This window comes from Dyella thiooxydans (assembly GCF_001641285.1).
Taxonomy (GTDB): Bacteria; Pseudomonadota; Gammaproteobacteria; order Xanthomonadales; family Rhodanobacteraceae; genus Dyella_A; species Dyella_A thiooxydans.
Genome location: NZ_CP014841.1, coordinates 3,832,819 through 3,854,627 on the forward strand (window position 1 = coordinate 3,832,819; position 21,809 = coordinate 3,854,627).

Annotated in this window: 12 protein-coding genes; all 12 read left to right on the top strand. The window is 70.0% G+C overall.

What is annotated here, in order from left to right:
- The first annotated feature begins 356 nt into the window (after positions 1-356).
- From ATSB10_RS17240 to ATSB10_RS17295, 12 genes are read left to right on the top strand one after another with little or no spacing between them, the layout of a single operon-like run.
- The gene (locus ATSB10_RS17240) at positions 357-2,234 is read left to right on the top strand and encodes a non-ribosomal peptide synthetase (protein WP_063673956.1); all 1,878 of its coding nucleotides are present in this window, start codon (positions 357-359) and stop codon (positions 2,232-2,234) included.
- On the top strand, positions 2,231-10,114 hold the full coding sequence (locus ATSB10_RS17245) for a hybrid non-ribosomal peptide synthetase/type I polyketide synthase (protein WP_063673957.1): 7,884 nt from the start codon (positions 2,231-2,233) through the stop codon (positions 10,112-10,114). Before ATSB10_RS17240 ends, ATSB10_RS17245 begins: the two co-directional genes overlap by 4 nt.
- Positions 10,111-11,238: a glycosyltransferase family 2 protein gene (locus ATSB10_RS17250; protein ID WP_063673958.1), complete on the top strand. Its 1,128-nt coding sequence runs from the start codon at positions 10,111-10,113 to the stop codon at positions 11,236-11,238. Before ATSB10_RS17245 ends, ATSB10_RS17250 begins: the two co-directional genes overlap by 4 nt.
- The gene (locus ATSB10_RS17255; protein ID WP_063673959.1) at positions 11,232-12,329 is read left to right on the top strand and encodes a polysaccharide deacetylase family protein; all 1,098 of its coding nucleotides are present in this window, start codon (positions 11,232-11,234) and stop codon (positions 12,327-12,329) included. The genes ATSB10_RS17250 and ATSB10_RS17255 overlap by 7 nt, the downstream gene beginning before the upstream one ends.
- Positions 12,329-13,594, top strand: coding sequence for an O-antigen ligase family protein (locus ATSB10_RS17260; RefSeq protein WP_063673960.1), 1,266 nt, complete (start codon positions 12,329-12,331; stop codon positions 13,592-13,594). The genes ATSB10_RS17255 and ATSB10_RS17260 overlap by 1 nt, the downstream gene beginning before the upstream one ends.
- The gene (locus ATSB10_RS17265) at positions 13,591-15,153 is read left to right on the top strand and encodes an oligosaccharide flippase family protein (protein WP_063673961.1); all 1,563 of its coding nucleotides are present in this window, start codon (positions 13,591-13,593) and stop codon (positions 15,151-15,153) included. The genes ATSB10_RS17260 and ATSB10_RS17265 overlap by 4 nt, the downstream gene beginning before the upstream one ends.
- Positions 15,150-16,538, top strand: a complete 1,389-nt coding sequence (locus ATSB10_RS17270) for a phenylacetate--CoA ligase family protein (RefSeq protein WP_063673962.1) — start codon at positions 15,150-15,152, stop codon at positions 16,536-16,538. The genes ATSB10_RS17265 and ATSB10_RS17270 overlap by 4 nt, the downstream gene beginning before the upstream one ends.
- Entirely contained in the window at positions 16,535-17,653 is a 1,119-nt protein-coding gene (locus ATSB10_RS17275; RefSeq protein ID WP_063673963.1) for a glycosyltransferase, read from the top strand. The genes ATSB10_RS17270 and ATSB10_RS17275 overlap by 4 nt, the downstream gene beginning before the upstream one ends.
- The gene (locus ATSB10_RS17280) at positions 17,650-18,834 is read left to right on the top strand and encodes a glycosyltransferase family 4 protein (protein WP_063673964.1); all 1,185 of its coding nucleotides are present in this window, start codon (positions 17,650-17,652) and stop codon (positions 18,832-18,834) included. The genes ATSB10_RS17275 and ATSB10_RS17280 overlap by 4 nt, the downstream gene beginning before the upstream one ends.
- Positions 18,831-19,478, top strand: coding sequence for a polysaccharide deacetylase family protein (locus ATSB10_RS17285; RefSeq protein WP_063673965.1), 648 nt, complete (start codon positions 18,831-18,833; stop codon positions 19,476-19,478). Before ATSB10_RS17280 ends, ATSB10_RS17285 begins: the two co-directional genes overlap by 4 nt.
- A complete protein-coding gene (locus ATSB10_RS17290; RefSeq protein ID WP_063673966.1) occupies positions 19,469-20,641 on the top strand; it encodes a glycosyltransferase family 4 protein in 1,173 nt (390 codons plus the stop codon). The genes ATSB10_RS17285 and ATSB10_RS17290 overlap by 10 nt, the downstream gene beginning before the upstream one ends.
- Positions 20,638-21,798, top strand: a complete 1,161-nt coding sequence (locus ATSB10_RS17295; protein ID WP_083966281.1) for a hypothetical protein — start codon at positions 20,638-20,640, stop codon at positions 21,796-21,798. The genes ATSB10_RS17290 and ATSB10_RS17295 overlap by 4 nt, the downstream gene beginning before the upstream one ends.
- Positions 21,799-21,809 lie beyond the last annotated feature (11 nt).

Sequence of the window (21,809 nt, forward strand, 5' to 3'; positions counted from 1 at the left end):
TCCTGTCGCGTGCATGTCGCCTCATTGAAGCGGTGACGTACTAGAATGCGAGCTGCGACACGGTTTTGTATCGGCTGCTAATGTAACGCCTCTTCATCTTAAAGGCGGTCAGTTTCAGGGGGATTCGTGACGAGGGAAAGGTCGCCCACGCTGAGTGAGACGGCGGGGTGGGCGGTGCCGCTCGGCATCGGCCCCGGTCTCCCGCCATGTCGCTTCCGCCGGGCCGGAAGCGGCCGGGCTGGTCGGTCCGGCACAGTGCCGGGGTGGATCGCTGCGCCGACGGGTGACGCGGCCTCCTGCCACGGCCGCAGCGGTCGCCATCGGGCAGCCGTCGACGTATCCGCCGGCGTATCGGCATGATCGCCGCCAACGACCACGCGCTGGATTTCCTCGATTGGGCCGACCGGTCACCCGGCATCATCGCCCTGGCTGACGAGAGCCGGGCCCTCGACTACGCCGGGTTGCGCGTCAGGGTCATGACATGGGCGGCGCGGCTGGGCGCCATGGGGATTGGGCCGGGCGATGTGGCCGGCGTGGCGTGCGACCGCTCCCTCGACAGCGTCGTGGCGATCCTCGCCGTGCTTGCCGCTGGTGCCGCCTACCTTCCGCTGGACCTTGGCTATCCCTCAACGCGCCTGGCCCAGATGGTCGAGGACGCGCGCCCGCGGGCGATGCTGCTGCGCTCCACGTCGGCCACGGCGGAACTGGCCGGCCTCGGCGTGGCGATGTTCGACATCGACGCGCCGGCGACGGTCGAGCCGCTGGCGGCACCGGTGACCGTCGATGCCTCGTGCGCCGCGTACGTGCTGTTCACCTCCGGCTCGACCGGTCGTCCGAAGGGGGCCGTGTTGTCGCGGCGGGCGCTCGGCCACATGGTCGCCTGGCATCTGCGGCATCCGCGCCTGGCCGCGCCGGCGCGCACCCTGCAGTTCGCCACCCTGGGCTTCGACTCCTCGGTGCGGGACCTGTTCGCCACCTTCGCCACCGGTGGGACGCTGGTGCTCGCCGGCGAGGCCGACCGCCGCGATCCGTTCCGCCTGCTCGCGATGATGCGCGAGCAGCGCATCGAGCGGGCGTTCCTTCCCTACGTGGAGTTGCGCGCCATCGCCAACGCCCACGCCGGGGGCGGACCGCTGCCCGCCGCGCTGCGCGACCTGATGACCGGCGGCGAGGCACTGGCGATCACGCCGGCGATCCGCCGGCTGTTCGCCGAGCTGCCCGATGCGGTGCTGTACAACGAGTACGGCCCGACCGAGTCCTGCGTATTCGTGACCAGCAAGCCGCTGACGGGCGATCCGGCCGCCTGGCCGGACCGTCCGGATATCGGCGATCCGCTGGATCATGTGCGCCTGTACGTGGCCGACGACGAGCTGCGCGTGCTTCCGGATGGAAGCGAGGGCGAACTGCTGATTGGCGGCGAAAGCCTGGCCGACGGCTACGCACACCGTCCCGACCTGACCGCCGAGCGCTTCGTGCAGGTTCGTACCGGTGGCGAGGATGATGAGCGGGTCTACCGCAGCGGGGACCGCGTGCGGCGAGAGGCGGATGGCCGCCTGGTGTTCCTCGGGCGCGCGGACGACCAGGTGAAGATCGCCGGTTACCGGGTCGAGCTGGGCGAGGTCGAGGCCGCCCTGGCTGCGCATCCGCTGGTCGCCGAAGCAGCCGTGGTGGCGCCGGCTGGCGCGGAGGGGCGCCGACTGGTCGCCCACGTGGTCGCCAGGCCCGGAGCGCCGGCGGATTCCGAGCTGCTCGACGCGCTGAAACGTCACCTGGCCGAACGGCTTCCCGCCTTTGCGCGCCCGCAGCGACTGGTGCTCCACGACCGACTGCCGCTGACGCCCAACGGCAAGGCGGATCGACGGCGGCTGGAGGCGGAGTCCGTGGTGGCGCACGCACCCGCCGCGGCGACGCTGCCTGAGCATGCGACCGCGGAACAGCGCATCCTTGCCGCGTGGCGCGAGCTGCTCGAGCTCCCCTCGCTTCGAGCCGAGGACAACGTGTTCGACCATGGCGCCGATTCGCTGCGGGTGATGGCGGTGCTTCCGCGCCTGCAGGCGCTGGGCGTGGAGGGGTTGTCGGCCACGCGCGTCTACGAATTTCCGACCGCGCGGCAGCAGGCGCAGGCGCTGGCCGGCCATGCAGCCACCCAGCCGGCGCCATCACCGGTCAGGGGCGCCCAGCAGCGCGATGCCCTTGCGCGCCTGCGCGACCGTCACAGGAAGACGAACGGATGAATGAGAAGGACGCCATCGAAGGCATCGCCATCGTCGGCATGGCCGGGCGGTTTCCCGGCGCGGCCTCGGTGCGCGAGCTGTGGGACAACCTGCTCGCCGGCCGGGAGGGCATCACGCGCTTCGGGCCCGGCGAACTCTCGCCAGGGTTGCCGGCGGCGCAGACCCGGCATCCGCGTTACGTGCCGGCGCGCGGCGTGCTGTCCGATGCCGATCGCTTCGACGCCGGGTTCTTCGGCATCGCTTCGCGCGAGGCGGTGCTGATCGATCCCCAGCAGCGGGTGTTCCTCGAGCTGGCCTGGAATGCACTGGAGGACGCCGGTATCGACCCGGCCCGCTTCCCGGGGAGCATCGGGGTCTATGCGGGCACCTCAAACAATACGTATCGGAAGCTGGTCGAATCGCGGTCCGATCTGCTGGAGGCGGCGGGCGAATTCGCCGCGGCGATCGCCAGCGAAAAGGACTACGTGGCCACCCGCGTGGCACATCGCCTCGATCTCACCGGGCCCGCGGTGAGCGTTCACACCGCCTGTTCCACCTCGCTGGTGGCGGTGGCGCAGGCCTGGTGGGCGCTGATGAGCTACCAGTGCGATCTCGCACTGGCCGGCGGGATAAACATCGTCGTGCCGCAGGAGTCGGGCTATGTCCCGGTGGATGGCGGCATCGAGTCGGAGGACGGGCATTGCCGGCCTTTCGACGCGGCGGCCACCGGCACGGTGTTCTCCTCCGGCGGTGGCGCCGTGGTGCTCAAGCGGCTGGCCGACGCGCTCGCCGACGGCGACACCGTCTACGCGGTGATCCGTGGCGTGGGCGTCAACAACGACGGTGGCGACAAGGCCAGCTTCGGCGCGCCCAGCGTGCGCGGGCAGGCCGCGGTGATCCGCCAGGCGCTCGACTGCGCGGGCGTCAGCGCCGCATCGATCGGCTACGTCGAAGGCCACGGCACCGCCACGCCGCTGGGGGATCCGATCGAGGTCGCCGCGCTCGACCGCGCATTCGCCGAGGGCGGTGCCGCGCCGGGGAGCTGCTGGCTCGGCTCGGTGAAAAGCAACTTCGGTCATCTCAATGCCGCCAGTGGCATCGCCGGACTGATCAAGGCGGCGCTGGCGCTGCACCACGAATGCATCCCGGCGACGCTGCATTACCGCACGCCCAATCCGCAGATCGATTTCGCCGCCAGCCCGTTCCGGGTGGCCGACCGCCAAGTCGCCTGGCCCCGCGGCGGCGAGCCGCGGCGGGCCGGCGTCAGCTCCTTCGGCGTCGGTGGCACCAACGCCCACGTCATCCTGGAGGAGGCACCACCGATGCCCGCGTCGGGGCCGGGACGCCGCCTGAACCTGTTGCCGCTCTCGGCTCGCGACGAGGCGGCGTTGCAGCGACGCGCGGAGCAACTCGCCGTGGCCATGGCGGACGACGATGCCCCGGCGCTGCCGGACGTGGCCTGGACGCTGGCGATGGGCCGGCAGCCTATGGCCGCGCGTGGCTTCGTGGTTGCCGCCGATGTCCACCAGGCAAGCGAGCGCCTGCCGCGGATGGCCGCGCACGTCGCACCGGCGGAACCGCCATCGCTGGTGATGCTGTTCCCCGGGCAGGGAGCGCAACACGCAGGCATGGCAAGGGAACTGGCGGAGCACGAGCCGGTGTTCCGTCATGCATTCGAGCGGGGCTGCGCGCTCGCCAGCAGCTTGCTGGGTGAAGACCTGCGTGCGTTGATCCTTCCGGCAGCGGAGGGCGAGGACGAGGCCGCGCGGCGGCTGGCCGAGACGCGATTCACCCAGCCGGCACTGTTCGTGGTCGAGTACGCGCTGGCCGAGTTGTGGGCGGCATGGGGCCTGCATCCGGTGGCGATGATCGGCCACAGCATCGGCGAGTACGTGGCGGCCTGCCGGGCCGGCGTGTTTTCGCTGGAGGACGCGTTGCGGCTGGTGGTCGCCCGCGGCGCGGCGATGTTCGCGCAGCCGCCGGGTGCGATGCTGGTGGTGCGGGAGGACGCCGAGGCGCTGCGCGCCCGTCTGCCGCAGGGTGTGGAGATCGTCGGTTGCAATGCGCCGACCCAGACCGTGCTCGGCGGCACCGACGCGGTCATCGACGCGTTCGCCGCCAGCCTGGCTGCCGGGGACGTCGCCTGCACCCGGCTGCGGGTCAGCCATGCCTTCCACAGCCACCTGATGGAGGGCGCCCTGCCGTTGTTCCGCCGGGCCTTCGATGGCGTCGTGCTGCACCCGCCGGAGCGGACTTTCTATTCCTGCGTCAGCGGCCTGCCGGTCACCGTGGAACAGGCAACCTCGATCGACTACTGGTGCCGGCAGTTGCGCGCGCCGGTGCGTTTCGCCGATGCCGTGCGCCATGTGCTCGAACAGGGCCCCGCGTTGCTGCTGGAGGCCGGACCGTCCCAGGCACTCAGCGGGCTGGTCCGCGGCATGCTCGACGGGCGCGGCAGCGCGGTGGCCAGCCTCGGGCCGGCCTCGCGCGCAGGCGACGCCCAGGAGCAGGTACTGCGGGCGCTCGGTGAATGCTGGTGCGCCGGACTCACCCCGGACTGGCAGGCCTTCCACGGCGAGGTGCCGCGGCGTCGTGTGCCGCTGCCCGGCTACCCGTTCCACGGCAAGCGCTACTGGGTCGAGCCGGCGGCGTCCGCACCCGCCGCCATCGACATGACACCGGCGGCAGCGACCAAGTCCGCGGCCTCGCCATCCCCGGAGGAAACCGCAAGCATGCCGTCCGCCGCACCTTCCCCGAGTGCCATGCCACGACCGCTGCGACTGGCCGCCGAACTGCGCGAGCTGTTCGGCAACCTTGGGGGCGAGCCGCTGGATGCCCGGCACGACGCCGAGAGCTTCCTCGACCTCGGCTTCGATTCGCTGTCCCTGACCCAGGCCGCGCTCGCCGTCGAGCAGCAATATGGCGTGAAGATCAAGTTCCGCCGCCTGATGGAGGACGTGGACAGCATCGGAAACCTGGCAGGGATGCTCGACGCCACCCTGCCGCCCGACGCCCTGCCGCCGGCGGCCATCGCCGCGGCTCCAGTCCAGGGCCAGGCGGCGGGCGCAGCCATGCCGTCCACGCTGGCCCAGCTGATCCAGAACCAGATGGCGCTGCTGCAGCAGCAGAGCGCGCTGCTGGCGAGTCTGTCCGGTCAGCCGTCGGGCGGCCTGCCCGCCGGATCGGTCCCGGCCGCTGCACCTGCGTTGCCCGCCATGGCGGCCGACGAGTTCGCCCCGGCCAACCTGAAAGAGCGTCCGTTCGGCGCGTCCGCGCGCATCACCACCGACCGCCACGGTGACGTCTCTCCTGCCCAGCGCGCCTGGCTGGAGACCTTCACCGAGGCGTACTGCCGGCGTACCCGCAGGTCGAAGGACTTCGCCCAGCAGCATCGTGCGCTGATGGCCGATCCCCGCGTGGTGACCGGCTTCAATCCGCAATGGAAGGAACTGGTCTACCCGATCACCGCCGAGCGCTCGCTCGGCGCCCGGCTGTGGGACCTGGACGGCAACGTCTACATCGACCTGCTCAACGGCTTCGGCGTGAACTTCCTCGGCTACCAGCCGGCGTTCGTCACCGCGGCGCTGCATGCGCAGGTCGATACCGGCGTCGAGATCGGTCCGCAGCACCCGCTGGCCGCCGAGGTGGCGCAGCTGATCAGCGACATGACCGGGATGGCCCGCGTCGGCTTCTGCAACACCGGTTCGGAAGCGGTGATGGGCGCCATGCGTGTGGCGCGCACGGTCACCGGGCGCAAGACCATCGTGGTGTTCCGCGACTCCTACCACGGCATCTTCGACGAGGTGATCGTGCGTGGTACCCGCACGCTGCGTTCGATCGCTGCGGCGCCGGGTATCCTCGCCAACGCGGTGGAAAACGTGCTGGTGCTGGACTACGGCACCGACGAGGCGCTGCGCATCATCGGCGAGCGCGGCCAAGAACTGGCCGCGGTGCTGGTCGAGCCGGTGCAGAGCAAGCATCCGGAGCTGCAGCCGAAGGCGTTCCTGCAGGCCCTGCGCGGTCTGTGCGACCAGGCCGGCTGCGCGCTGATCTTCGACGAGATCATCACCGGCTTCCGCATGGCCCCGGGGGGCGCGCAGGAGGCATTCGGCGTGCGCGCGGATCTGGCCACCTACGGCAAGATCATCGGCGGTGGCCTGCCGTTCGCCGCGATCGCCGGCAGCGCGAAATGGATGGATGCGCTGGACGGCGGCTTCTGGCAATTCGGCGACGACAGCTACCCGGGTGCCGGCGTCACCTATTTCGCCGGCACCTTCGTGCGGCATCCGCTGGCGCTGGCCGCGGCGAAGGCCGCGCTGCAGTGGATCCGGGAACAGGGGCCGCAGTTGCAGGCCTCGCTCAATGCACGCACGCAGGACATGGTGGCGCGGCTCAATGCGCTCTTCGACGCGCGGCAGGCCCCGGTGACGGCGGTGGGTTACAGCTCGTTGTGGAAGCTGCGCGTCGATGACGGCCAGCCGTTCGCCAGCCTGCTGTGGTACCGGCTGCGCCATGCCGGGCTGCATGTGTTCGAGCAGTTCAACTGCTTCCTCTCCGTGGCGCATGGCGATGCCGAGGTCGAGGCTATCGTCGCGGCGGTCACCGAGTCGGTGGACGACCTGCTGGGCGCCGGCATGCTGCTGCCGCGTCATGCCGCGGCCATGCCCGCGCCTGCGCCGGAGATCGATCGACTTCCGGCCAAGGTGCCGCTCACCGACGCGCAGCTCGGGCGCTGGCTTGGCATGCACTTCAGCGACGATATCGCGCCGGCCTTCAACGAATCGACGCAACTCAGCTTCCGGGGTCCATTGGATGCCGATGTGCTGCGGCGCGCCTTCGATACGGTGGTGGCACGCCACGAAATCTTCTCGATGCGCTTTGCCGAGGACGGCAGCGGGCAGACGTTCGAACCGCCCGCCGCGGTGCGCCTCGAGTCGCTTGATCTCAGTGGTGACGCCGATCGGCAGCAGCGGCTCGACGCCTTCGTGGCCGAGCAGTCGGCACGCCCGTTCGATCGCCTGCAGCCGCCCCTGCTGCGCGCCTGGCTGGTCAAGCTCGCCGACCAGGAGCACACCCTGGTGATGGTGTCCCATCACATCGTGATGGACGGCTGGTCGCTCAGCGTGTTCCTGCGCGAGCTGGCCACGGGCTACAACGCGTTCCGCCAGGGCACGGCGCCGGCGTGGCCGTCGGCGGATGCCTGGCGCCGGTTCGTGCTGGACGAGCGCGCGCGCCGCGACGGCGCGGAAGGTCGCGAATCGCTGGACTGGTGGCAGGCGCAGTACCGCACGCTGCCCGACCCGCTGGCGCTGCCGCTGGACCGTCCGCGCGGGCGCGATGGCGGCTTCCGCGGCGCGACCCTGGGCGGCCATCTGGACGGCGACGTGGCCAGGACCCTGCGTGAGGCGGCGCGGTCGCAGCGGGTCACCCTGTTCGCGCTGCTGCTCGGTGGCTTCTATGCGCTGCTGCAGCGTTTGTCCGGACAGGACGACCTGGTCTGCGGCATCCCCTTCGCCGGGCAGGCGGTGAGTCGTTACGGCCAGACGGTCGGCGATGCGGACAACACGTTGCCGCTGCGCATGGCGGTGGATCCGGACGAGTCGTTCGGTGCGCTGGTCAAGCGCGTGCAGGGCCGCCTGCTGGACGCCGGCGAGCACCAGGACGTCTCGATCGCCCGCATCGCGCAGGCGCTGAAGCTGCCGCGCGACACCGGACGCCTGCCGTTGGCGGAGGTGCTGTTCAACTTCAATCCGGCGGTGGCGGATACGCCTTGGGATGGTGTTGCGGTGACCCACGGGGACCTGCCCAAGCGCCACATGAACTGGGACATCGAGTTCCATTTCACCGAGCACGAAGGGCGGCTGGACTTCCTGTTCCACTACAACCCGGGCCTGTTCGACGCGGCGACGATCGAACGCTGGAGCGGCTACCTGGGCGGGATCCTGCGCCAGGGTGCGGCGCGACCGGAGCAGGCCGTCGGCGACTTCGTGCTGATGGACGAAGCCGAGCGCCGCCGGGTGCTGGAAGGCTGGAACGACACCGACGCGCCGCTGGACCGGCGGCAGTCCCTGGTCGAGCTGATCGGTGCGACCATGCGCGAGCATCCGTTCCGCACCGCGGTGAGCGGCAGCGGCATTTCGGTGGACTACGCCGGCCTCGACGCCGCCTCGCGTGCGCTGGCGCTGGCGCTGGGGCGACGCGGCATCGGTCGCGGCGACTACGTCGGCGTGTGCGTGCCGCGCACCGTGGACATGCTGGTGGCGGTGCTCGGCGTCCTGCGCAGCGGCGCCGCCTACGTGCCGCTGGATCCGGAGTTTCCGCCCGAGCGGCTGCGTTACATGGCGGACAAGGCCGCTGTCCGCTCGATCCTTTGCGGACCGGCCGCGGCCGTGCCGGAGGTATTGAGGCAGGGGGCACAACTGCTGGAGGTGACGCAGCTGATGCGCGAGCCGGACGACGGCGGCGAACTGCCGGCGGTCCACGGCGACGATCAGGCCTATGTGCTGTTCACTTCCGGCTCGACCGGCCAGCCCAAGGGCGTGCGCATCCTGCACCGGAACCTGGTGAACTTCCTGCGCTCGATGCAGCGCGATCCGGGGTTCGCCACCGCCGACGTGCTCTGCGCGGTGACCACGCTCTCGTTCGATATCGCCGGCCTGGAGATGTACCTGCCACTGATCTGCGGTGGCCAGGTGGTGGTGGCCACCGAGGCCGATCACCGCGACCCGCAGGCCTTGTGCGAGCTGATCGAGCGCAGCGGCTGCACCGTGCTGCAGACCACACCGTCGCTGCTCAAGCTGGTGGAGGAGATCGGTTACGACAGCGTCTTCGCCGGGCTGCGCCTGCTGGTCGGTGGCGAGGCATTGCCGCTGGCGCTGGCGCGCTCGCTCGCTGCGCGTTGCCGTGGCATGTGGAATCTGTACGGTCCCACCGAGACCACGATCTGGTCCACGGTGGCACCGATCGAAGCGGGCGTGGAGGTGGTGCCGCTGGGCCGGCCGATCGCCAACACGCGGATCTACGTGCTCGACCGCCGTGGCCAGCCGGTGCCGCCCGGGGTGATCGGGGAGATCATGATCGCCGGCGACGGCGTGGCCGATGGTTACCTGGGAGAGCCCGCGCTGACCGCCCAGCGCTTCGTGCCCGAGTCGTTCCACGCCGGCGACGGGCGCATGTACCGCACCGGCGACCTGGGCGCCTGGCGCGACGGCGTGCTGTATTTCCACGGCCGCGTCGACCATCAGATCAAGATCCGTGGCTTCCGCATCGAACCGGGCGACATCGAGGCGGTGGCCGGCGCCGATCCGTCGGTGCGCGAATGCGTGGTGGTGGCGCATCGCTTCGGGGACAACGATCTGCGCCTGGTGCTCTATGCAGTGGTCGACGGCGATCGGCTGGAGGTGTCCGAGCGCCTGCGCGGCACGCTGCGCGAGAAGCTGCCCGCCTACATGGTGCCGCAGCTGGTGGAGGTGCTGGACCGGTTGCCGAAGACCGCCAACGGCAAGATCGACCGGAAAGCCCTGCCGGCGCCGACGGCAGCGATCGAGTCGCCGGCGGTCGATGCCGCACCGGCGGTGTTCGACGATGCCCGCCAGGCCTATCTGGCCTCGTTGTGGCGCGAACTGATCGGTGCACCGACCGTGCGGGCCAGCGACAACTTCTTCGATGTCGGTGGCCATTCGCTGCTTGCGGTGGCTTTCACCACGCGCGTGCAGCGCGAGACAGGGGTGCGCATCAACCTGCTCGACGTGGCGACCAGTACGCTGGCGGCGCTGGCCGCGGCACTGCCGGAGCCGGCGGAAGCGGCCGAGGCGTCCCCCGAAGCGCAGGACAGCTCGCTTCGCGCGCGGATGTCGCGCCTGTTCGGGCGCTCCAGAGACGGTGGGAAGCACGGTCGATGACTTATCTGCACGGGCTGTTCTGGCTATGTGCCCTGGCGCTGGGGCACACCTTCGTTGGCTACCCGGCCTGGGTGGTGGCGAAGGCACGCTGGGGCCCGCGCCCGGTGCGCCGCGGCGAGTGGACGCCGACGGTATCGATCGTCGTTGCCGTTCACAACGCCGGGGCACAGGCGGAGGCGCGGTTGGCCAATCTCGCCGCGCTGGACTATCCGCCGGGTCTGATCGACATCGTGGTGGTCTGCGATGGCTGCGAGGACGACTCGGCCGAGCGCTGCCGACGCTTCGGCGACGAGCGGGTGCGCGTGCTGGAGTTCGTCCGGCGACGCGGCAAGGCGGCGTGTCTCAACGACGCCATCGCGGCGGCCCGCGGCGAGGTGCTGCTGATGCTCGACGTGCGCCAGCGCCTGGAGCCCCAGGCGCTGCGCGAGCTGGTCGCCAACCTCGCCGATCCGGAGGTGGGTGTGGTCGGCGGCGAGCTGTGTTTCGAGGATCCGGAGACGGGCTTCGCGCGCAGCGTGGATGCCTACTGGCGTTACGAGACCCTGATCCGACGCAGCGAGAGCACATCCGGCTCGATGATCGGAGTCAGCGGAGCGCTGTACGCGATGCGCCGCGAGGTGTTCCAGCCGCTGCCGGAGGGGACGGTACTCGACGACGTGCTGGTGCCGATGCGCGCCGCCCGCGCCGGCTGGCGCGTGGTGTTCGAGCCGGGTGCCCGAGCCTGGGACCGGCCGTCGACCGAGCCGGTGCAGGAGCAGCGTCGCAAGATCCGCACCCTGGCGGGCAATTTCCAGCTGGTGCAGCTGTCTCCCTGGCTGCTGCGGCCCGGGCGCAATCCGCTGTGGTTCCGCTTCGTCAGTCACAAGCTGCTGCGCCTGGCCGCGCCGTGGATGGTCCTGCTGCTGGGTCTGACCGCCGCCGTACTGGCCACGCGGCATGTGTGGTGCGCGCTGACCCTGGTGGCATTGCTTGCCGGAGTGGCCATGGTGCTGGCGTCGCGTCTGCTGCCGGTGCTGGGTCGCTGGTTGCCGGTGCGCCTGAGTGTGGCCTTCTTCTACATGAACGCGTACGCGGCACTGGCCCTGCTGACCTTCGCCCGCAACCGGCGCCTGCACCTATGGTGAGCGTCCGCAAGGTGATTCCCTGGCGCGGCGACCTGCGGGTGCGGCTGGGCACGTGGTGCTATCGGACCGGGTTGCTGGGGCCGCTGCGCCAGGTGCGCGGCTGGCGGATCCGGGACCTGCGCATCCTCGCCTACCACCGCGTGCTGACCTTGGCCGACCCGGAGCTTTTCGAGTTCGACCTCGAAGTTGTCAGTGCCTCGGCCGAGCGCTTTCGCGAGCAGATGCTGCTGCTCAGGCGCAAGTTCCACCCGATCTCGCTGGGCGAGGTGGTCAGGCGCATCGAGGCCGGTCAGCCGATGCCCCGCAATGCGGTGGCGGTGACATTCGACGACGGTTACGACGACAACTACCGTGTCGCGTTCCCGATCCTGCGCGAGCTCGGCGTGCCGGCCACCTTTTTCGTCTCCACCGGTCACGTCGACGACGGCCTGCCGTTTGCCTATGACTGGTTGGCGCACATGGTGCTGCGTTCCACCGAGCCGCGCCTGCAACTGCCCGAGGTGGGCCTGGACGTGCGGCTGCCGGCGCGCCGGGATCTGCGGCGCAAGCTGGTCGAGAACCTGCTCGACCGGTTGAAGAGTCTCGACGATGCCGCGCAGGCCGCGTTGATCACCGGGCTGGAGAAGGCCTGGAACATGCCGCGTGACCGCGTGGTGGCGGATTGCCGTCCGATGGGCTGGTCGCAGCTGCGCGAGATGCATCAGGCCGGTTTCGAGATCGGGTCGCACGGGGTCACCCATCGCATGCTGGCCAAGCTGCCGCAGGAAGAGCTGGAGTGGGAGTTGTTCGAGTCCCACCGGGTGCTGGAGCGCGAGCTGGGAAGCGCCCCGAGCCTGTTGTCGTACCCCGTGGGTGGCGATCGTGCGTTCGACGCACGGGTGATCCAGGCGTCCCGCGCCGCGGGATACCGGCTCGCCTGCAGCTACATCAGCGGTACCAACCCCGACCCCGCGGTCAACCGCTACGCCCTTTACCGGTTACCGGTGGAGCGCCAGATGGGCCCAGGCTGGTTCGCCGCCATGGTTTCGCTTCCCGGCCTGATGGCTTACCCCACGGCCCGTCGTACCGGCGCTTCCGCCGGGGAGTCCTGATGTTTCCGCTGATCATTCTCTACCTCTCGCTGACCATCCTGCGCCCGCAGGATTACCTGCCTTCGCTGGCCGGATTCCCGCTGCTGCCGATCGTGCTGGCGATGGCCCTGCTGGCCTGGATGGCCTCGCGCTACAAGACGTTCGGGGCGCCGCATTTCGTGCTGCTGCCGGTGTTCATGCTGGCGTTGATGATGTCGGAGGTCGCCAACGGCTGGATCGGCGGGGCCATCGAGCAGTTCAGCGGCTTCGCGCCGGTGATCGTCGCCTTCGCGATCCTCGCGGCGGGGGTGAGTGCCAGCCAGAAGCGGGTGTCGGCCACGTTCGCGGTGTTCGCGCTCTGCTCGTGCGTGCTGGCGCTGCACGGCGTGGAGCAGAAGCACCTGGGCGTGGGCTGGACCGGCATGGGCCTGTCCGAGGACGGGCGCATCCAGTACGTGGGCATCTTCAACGACCCGAATGACCTCGGCCTGCTGTTCGTCACCGCGGTGCCGATGGCCGTGTACATGGCCGGCCGCTCGCGGTTCCTGATGCGGCTGGTGTGGCTGGCCGGCACCTGCCTGCTGCTCTATGGCGTGTACCTCACCAACTCGCGTGGCGCGATGCTGGCATTGCTGATGGAGGGTGGGGTCTACATCTGGATGCGGCGCGGCATGGTCGTGGCCGGCATGCTCGGCGGTATCGGCCTGGTGGCCATGCGCATGCTGTCCTCGCGCATGGACGAACTGGACGCGGGGGAAGAGTCTGCCGCCGGTCGCGTGGACGCCTGGTACGAAGGCCTGCACATGTTCACCTCGCATCCGCTGTTCGGCGTGGGCGCGGGCAACTTCACCGACTACAACTACCTCACTGCGCACAATTCCTTCATCCTGGTGCTGGCCGAGACCGGCTTCTTCGGCTATGTCACCTGGCTGGCACTGGTCGGCTACAGCTTCCTGATGCTGCGCCAGGTGCTGCTGCACCGACCGTCCGAGGAAGCGTTGCGCGACCAGGAGATCGACTGGCCGGCCGAGAAGACCATCGCGCGCACGCTGCTGCTTTCGCTGTGCGGCCTGTTCACCGCGGCGTTCTTCCTCAGCCGCAGTTACACCGTGATCCTCTATCTCACCCTGGCCATCGTGGTGGGCGCCTATGTCGGCATCCGCCGCCGCGTCCCGGACCTGCCGCCGATGCGGCTGGGCCGCTCGTGGTGGACCTGGGTTCCCGCGGCGATCGGCAGCATCGCGTTCTTCTTCGTCCTCGTCGCCGTCCTGTTGCATTCCGAATGAACGACCGTCGCAATACCCTTCGCAACACCGCGTTCTCGTCGATCGGGATCTACGCCGAGTATTTCCTAGGCATGGTCGCGTCGATTGTGATCGCCCGGCACCTGGGGCCGGGCCACTACGGCGTGTACAGCATGTTCATCTGGTTCGCCGCGATCGGCATCGTGGTGACCAACTCGGGGATCACCACCGGCGTGATCAAGTTCATCTCCGAGTTCCGCGGCAACGGCAACGAGGCGATGATCCGGCCGCTGCTGACCTATATGCGCCGGGTGCAGGCCTGGCACATGGTGCTGGTGGTCGGCCTGGCCGGAGCGGGCCTGGCGCTGGCCGGGCATCGCTGGGCGAATACGCCGGATCTGGTGGAGTTCCTGCTGCTCGCCGCCGCCGTGGCGATGCGTGCGCCGTACATGTTCAACATCGCCGTGGCGAAAGGTTTCGAAGCCTTCGACGCCACGGCGCGGGTATCGATGGTCGCCGCGCCGCTGAACCTGGCTCTGGTGGTCGGCGCGGTGCTGCTGAAGGCGTCGATGTTCTGGTTCCTGGTGGTGTATGCCACCTCCAGTGCGATCTTCCTCGGCATTTCCTGGTGGCAGGCGCGGCGGCTGGTGGCCACGGTGCCGCCGGCCGCGCCGATGGCCAGCGAGCTGAACCAGCGCATCCGCCGCCATCTGCGGATCGTGTCGGTCACCATCGTGGTGGGCTTCCTGATCACCAGCGACGTGGAGATCGTCTTCCTCAACACCTTCGCCACCTCGGCCGACGCCGGCTACTTCAAGGTCGCCTATCAGCTGGCGACCGGCATGATGCTGCTGGTGCCCGGGGTGTTCGCTGCGGTGCTGCTGCCGATGATGTCCAAGGCACTCAGCCGCGGGCGCGACCAGGCCGCGCAGAAGTTCGTGGCGGTGACGACCTACCTGGTGATGTTGTCTGCACCGGTGGTGATCTTCGGCGTGTGCTTCGCTGCGCCGATCATCCAGCTGCTCTACGGCAGCCGCTACGGTGCCGCTGCGCCGGTGTTCGCCGTGGCGATCCTGGCCAGTGCGATCGCCACCTCCAACCAGGGGGCGACGAGCCTGCTGGTGAGTGCGGACCGGCAGCAGACGATTCTCGTCATGGTGGTCGTGTTCGGCGTGATCAAACTCACCCTGGACGCCCTGTTGATCCACCAGTTCGCGCTACGCGGCGCGATGGTGGCGATCCTGACCGAAGCGGTCTCCAGCACCACCGCCTACGTGTTGATCGGCCTGCGGGTGAGCGGCGCGCGGCTGGACGGTCGGCGTCTGGCGGCGGTGGCGCTGGCCTCGGTCGGTGCCGCGCTGTTGTCGCTGCCGGTGCTGCTGCTTGGGATGCCCGTGTTGCTGACCGTGCTGCTGGGGGGAGTGGTCGTGCTGGGAAGTTATGGGGTGCTCACCCTGCTGCTGCCGTGCTGGAGCCCGGGCGACATCGCGCAGTTGCAGGAACTGCACGCGCGCTTCGCACGCAACTGGCCACAGCCCCTGCACCGGCTGTTGCTGCGCGCCGGCGAGCGCGCCAGCGCGCGGGCGGAGCGGCCGGCATGAGCGCCCCGGTGTTCGCGCGGATCTACGAGGCGGCCTTCCGCCACGTGCTGTTCCCGGCCTACGAAAGCGGCCTGCGCCGCCGGCATACGCTGCGCTGGCTGGCCGGGTACGAGCGCGACCAGTGGCTGTCGGCCGACGAGGTGCAGGCGCTGCAGTGGCAGCGGCTGAAGGCCTTGCTGGAACATTGCTACCGCGAGGTGCCGTTCTACCGCGAGCGCTTCAAGACGATCGGCGCGACGCCGGACGACATCCGCAGCCGGGCCGACTACGCGCGCCTGCCGCGGCTGACCAAGGCCGACATCCGTGCGCATTTCGCCGAGCTGCAGGCGCCGTCGCTGGCCGGGCAGATGGTCTACAAGGCCACCGGCGGTTCCACCGGCGAACCGCTGCGCTTCGGTTGCGACCGCGGCAGCAACGACCGGCGCACCGCGGTGATGTGGCGCGGCTACGGCTGGGCCGGCGCGCGCATGGGCCGGCGCACGCTGTACCTGTGGGGCGGCGCGGTGGGCCAGCCCAGCCGCGCCAAGCTGCTGAAGGACCGCCTCTACAACGCCGCCTTCGCCCGCCGCATGCTCGACAGCTTCGGCATGAGCGAGGCGACCATGGCCGACTACGCCACGGCGATCGACCGCTACCGGCCGGAGATCATCGTCTCCTACGTCGGGCCGCTGGTGCGGCTGGCCGAGTGGATGCTCGCCACCGGGCGCCGCGTGCATGCGCCGGTGGCGATCCTCGGCGCGGCCGAGGCGCTGCACGAATTCCAGCGCGAGCTGCTGGAGCGCGCGTTCGGCTGCCCGGCGTTCAACACCTACGGCTGCCGCGAATTCATGCTGGTGGCCGCCGAGTGCGAGCATCGCCAGGGTCTGCACGTGAACGCCGACCACCTGCTGGTGGAACTGGAGCCGATGCCCGGCGGGCACGGTCCGGCCGAGGTGGTGGTGACCGACCTGTTCAACTACGGCATGCCGTTCCTGCGCTATGCCAACGGCGACGCGGCCACGCCGTCCGAGCGCACCTGCGTCTGCGGGCGCGGGCTGCCGCTGGTGGAGCGCGTCGACGGCCGGGTGCTCGATGCGATCCGCACGCCGGCCGGCCACGTGCTGCCGGGCGAATTCTTCCCGCACATGCTCAAGGACGTGCCGGGGGTCGAGCGCTTCCAGCTGGTGCAGCGCCGGCTGGACCGACTCGACCTGTCGATCGTGCGTACCGACGGCTTCGACGAGGCCTCGCTGGCCTACATCCGCCGCGAGGTGGGCAAGAAGCTCGGCGACAGCGTGGCGCTGGACGTGCACTTCGTCGACGACATCCCGCTCACCCCCAGCGGCAAACTGCGGGTGACGGTGTCCGAGCTGCCGCCGGGCGCACATGCCACGGGGGCGCCGTGAACGTCACGCACGTGGTGGAAAACCTCAACCGCGGCGGGCTCGAGCGGATGGTGCTCGACCTGGTCGGCTTGCAGCAGCGGCAGGGCCTGAAGCCCCAAGTGGTGTGCGTATTCGAGGCCGGCTCGCTCGCCGGGGAACTCGATGCCCTCGGCGTGCCGCTGCGGGTCTGCGGCAAACGCAGGGGGCCGGACCTGCGCGCGCTGCACCGCCTGCGTCGTGCCGTGCGCGACCATCGCACCGAGGTGCTGCACACCCACAACGCCGCCGCGCATTACCAGGCGGTACTGGCGACGCTCGGTCTGCCCGGACGGCGCCGCGTGATCAACACCCGGCACGGCATGGGAGCCGGCCCCAGCGCGTCGCGTCGCGATGCGCTGTATCGCGCCGCGATGGGGCGCACCGACGCGGTGGTGACCGTCTGCGAGGCCGCCCGCCGCGACGCGGTGGCGCGTGGCCTGGTGCCCGAGTCGCGCGCGGTGGTGGTTCCCAACGGGATCCGGGTCGAGCGCTTCGCCGCCGCCGGCGAGGCTGCCCGCCGGGCGTTCAGGCAGGCGATCGGCGTCGCGCCTGAGACCCGCCTGATCGGCACGGTCGGCCGGCTGAACTGGGCCAAGGACCAGGACAGCCTGATCCGCGCCTTCGCCCGCGTGCACGCGACCCGTCCCGATACGGCGCTGGTACTGGTCGGTCAGGGCGAACTGCGCGGCGACCTGGAAGATCGCGCCCGGCTGGAGGGGGTGGCGTCGGCGGTGCATTTTCTCGGCGACCGCAATGACGTGGTGCAACTGCTGCAGGGCTTCGATCTGTTCGCGCTGTCTTCGGTCAGCGAGGGCTATTCGATGGCGCTGCTGGAAGCGTCGGCCAGCGCGCTGCCCATCGTCGCCACCGATGTGGGCGGCAATGCCGAGATCGTCCACCACGGGAAGACCGGCATGCTGGTGCCGGCCGGCGCGCCGGAATCGCTGGCCGTGACGCTGGGCGCACTGCTGGATGCGCCGGACCTGGCGATCGCACTGGGTGACGCCGCGCGCGCCTGGGTGCTCGAACATGGCTCGCTGGAGGCGATGGCATCCCGCTACGCCCGTCTGTATGCCGGGGAGGGCGTGCCGGCATGAGCCTGCGCATCCTCGTCCTCACCAATCTGTTTCCGACCCGCTGGGATCCCCATCGCGGTGCGTTCAATCGCCAGCAGTTCGAGCGCCTGGGGCAGCGCCACGAGGTGGAGGTGATCACCGCGGTGCCGCTGCCGGAGCGTCTGCGTGGACGCGGCGCGGGCGAGCCCCTGAAGATTGCCGGTCTGCGCCTGCGCACCTTCGTCTTCGTCTACCTGCCGCGCGTCGCCCGCTCGCTGCACGCGCTCTTCTGGGCCGTATCGCTGTTGGCGCAGCAGGGATGGCACCTGCTGCGCGGGCGCTACGACTGCGTACTGGCCAGCTGGGCCTACCCCGATGCCGCCGCCGCCGGCTGGCTGGCGCGGCGCATGGGCTGGCCCTACGTGGTCAAGGTGCACGGCAGCGACCTCAACGTGCAGGCAGAGGACCCGGCCCGGCGGCCGCAGATCCGCAAGGCGCTGGTGGAGGCGCGGGCCGTGGTGGCGGTGAGCCGGGCGCTGGCCGACAAGGCGGTGGCGCTCGGGGTCGCGCCGGCGCGGGTCCACGTGGTCTACAACGGCGTCGACCATGCGCGCTTCTCGCCCGGCTCGCAGCCGGAGGCGCGTCGTCGTCTCGACCTGCCGGGCGACGTGCCGGTGCTGCTCTACGTCGGCAACCTCAAGGCAAGCAAGGGCTGCATGGACCTGCTCGAGGCCTTTGCGCCGGTCGCAGAGGCGCGACCGGGCGCCCAGCTCGTGTTCGTCGGCGCCGGCGAGTGCCGTGACGCGCTGCGCGCGCGCGCCGATGAACTCGGTCTTGGCGCAGCTGTCCGTCTGGTCGGGGCGACACCGCATGCCGATCTGCCGGACTGGTTCCGCTCAGCGACCCTGCTTTGCCTGCCCAGCCACAACGAGGGCGTGCCCAACGTGGTGCTGGAGGCGATGGCCTGCGGCATCCCCGTGGTGGCCACGCGCGTGGGCGGGATTCCCGAAGTGGTTCCGGGCGAGGCCGGATTGCTGGTTCCGGTGCGCGATCGCGATGCGCTTGCCGAGGCGCTGGTCGAAGCCATTGCCCTTCCATGGGACACTGGACGCATCCTGGAACACGCCAGGCAGTTCAGTTGGGAACGGAATCTGCAATCGCTGTCGGACATTCTCGAGGCTGCGGCAGCCGACTCCCCTCTCCCCACTTCGCTCCCGACATGAACATCCGGCCCAAGAAACACCAGATTCTCGGTCTGCTGCCGCGCTCGATCGTGCAGACGCACGGCGATCGCGCCGGCACCGGCCGCTTCCTCAGCTTCGACGATGGTCCGCATCCCGAGCACACCCCGCGCCTGCTCGATCTGCTCGCGGCACATGGCGTGCGGGCGAGCTTTTTCGTGGTGGGCCGCCACGCCGAGCAGTATCCGTCGATCGTCGAGCGGATCGTCCGGGACGGACACCTGCTGGGCAACCACTCCTACAGCCATACCCGTTTCGCACACATGAGCACCGCGGACCAGGTCGCGGACCTGGAACGTGCCGACCGGCTGCTGGCGGCCTTCGACGGACGCACGCGGCACCGGATCCGCACGCCGCAGGGGCATGTGACGCTGCCCCTGTTGCTGCATTTCGCACGCAGCGGCCGCAGCCTGGCCTACTGGTGCTACGACAGCATGGACTACCACGACGACGATGCCGCAGTCGTCGTGAGGCGCCTGCAGACACAGCCTCCGCAGGTCGGCGACATCGTGCTGATGCACGACGACGGGGCTGCCGGCATGCATGCCCTGGCCGAGCTGTTGCCGGCGTGGTGCCGGGACGGATGGACCTTCCACGCCCTCGAACAGGATGCTGCATGCGAGTGATCTACCACCACCGCACCCGCGGTCGCGACGTCGAGGGCGTGCACATCCGCGGCATCGTCGGCGCACTGCGCGGGCTGGGGCACGACGTCACCATCGTCTCGTTTCCCGGCGCGGATCCGGAGCAGGCGTCGTCGGCAGGCGACAGCGCTCCGCGGCGCAGGGGGCGGCTGGCCACGCTGGTCACGCGGCTGCCCGGCATAGTCTTCGAGCTGGCCGAGCTGGCCTACAACGCGGTGACCCTGGTGCGGATGGGCCGCGTGCTGAAGCGCGCGCGGCCGGACATGGTCTACGAGCGCTACTCGCTGTTCCTGTTCGCCACGGTGTGGCTGGCGCGCCGCCATGGCGTGCCGATCGTGCTGGAGATCAACGATTCGGCGCTGGTCGAGCGCGTGCGTCCGCTTTACATGAAGGGGCTGGCGCGGCGGATCGAGCGCTGGTGCATGAAGCACAGCACCGGGCTGGTGTTCATCTCCAGCTACTTCCGCGACCAGGCGCAGGCCGCCTATGGCGACATCGCGCCCTGCGTGATTTCGCCGAATGCGGCCGACCTGGCGCATTTCGATCCGGCGCGTTTCGACCGCGAGGCACTACGGCGCGAGCGCGGGCTGGAGGGCAGGGTGGTGTGCGGCTTCATCGGTTCGTTCGCCCGCTGGCACGGGGTGGATGGCTTCGTGCGCGCGATCGCCCCGCAACTGGCGCGGGCGCCGGAACTGACCCTGTTGCTGGTTGGCGATGGCGTCACCCTGCCGGAGGTGCGCGATCTGGTCGACCGTGAACGGCTCGGCCTGCAGGTGCGTCTGCCGGGCCGCGTGCCGCACCCGGACATCGCCAGTTGGGTCGCCTGCATGGACTACGCCGTGCTGCCCGATTCCAACGAGTATGGTTCGCCGATGAAGCTGTTCGAGTTCATGGCGATGGGCGTGGCGGTGGTCGCGCCGGACTACGCGCCGGTGGCCGAGGTCACCGACGATGGCCGCACCGGCTGGCTGTTCCCGCGGCGTGATACGCCGGCGTGCATCGAGCGCCTGCTGGCGCTGGCGCCACGCGACGAGGAGTGTCGGCGCGTCGGTGCCGCGGCGCGTGAGTACATCGCGCGCGAGCGGCAGTGGCGCAACAACGCCGAGCAGCTGCTGGCACTGGCATTCGGAGGGAAGGGCGGATGATGGTCGTGGCAATCGGCGTGCTGGTGGTGCTGGTCGGCGGCTTGCTCGCCCTGGCGAAGTTGCTGCGCGGGCGCAACATGCACATCTGGCTGGGCGGCTATCTGCGTCGCCGCGTCCCCAGGGTCGATGGGCCCGTGCACGTGATGTTCTGTTTCGTCGACCACTACGAGCCGGCTTGGGGCAAGGTCGATCTGGCCACCCAGCGCGCCCGCGTCGACCGCTGGTGCACCGACTACCGCGCGATGGCCTCCAGACACCGCGATGCCGACGGTCGCCATCCGCAGCACAGCTTCTTCTACCCGGAGGAGGAGTACCTCCCCGAGCACCTGGACAAGCTGGCCGCGCTCTGCGCCGACGGCTTCGGCGAGATCGAGATCCACCTGCACCACGACAACGACACGCCGGAGAACTTCCGACAGACCATCGCCGGTTTCTGCCAGACGCTGCACGATCGCCACGGCGCGCTGAGCCGCGACCCGGCCACCGGCGAGCTCACCTTCGGCTTCATCCACGGCAACTGGAGCCTGGACAACTCGCGCGCTGACGGTCGCTGGTGCGGCCTCAACAACGAGCTGATCCTGCTGCGCGAGCTGGGCTGCTACGCGGACTTCACCCTGCCGTCGGCGCCCAGCGACACGCAGACGCGCCTGAGCAACGCGATCTACTACGCCACCGACGATCCGGCGCGGCCCAAGTCGCACGACACCGGCGTGCCGGTGCGGGTGGGCGGCACGCCCAGCGGCGACCTGATGATCGTGCAGGGGCCGCTGGGGCTGAACTGGGCCGAGCGGCGCAAGGGCATCGTGCCGCGCATCGAGAACGCCGACGTGCGCCGCGCCTGCCCGCCGACCCGTGCCCGCGTCGACCTGTGGGTGCGCACCGGCATCCATGTCGAGGGGCGGCCGGACTGGGTGTTCATCAAGGTGCACACCCATGGCACCCAAGAGCGCGACATGGACACCCTGCTGGGCCAGGCCATGCATGACATGCACAGCTACCTGGAGAGTGCCTACAACGACGGCAAGCGCCACGTGCTGCATTACGTGACCGCACGCGAGGCCTACAACATCATCAAGGCGGCCGAAGCGGGCAAGTCGGGCAATCCCAACGATTGGCGCGACCTCGTGCTGCCGCCGCCGCCGCATCGCGCCGGGTAGGCAGCCGCGGG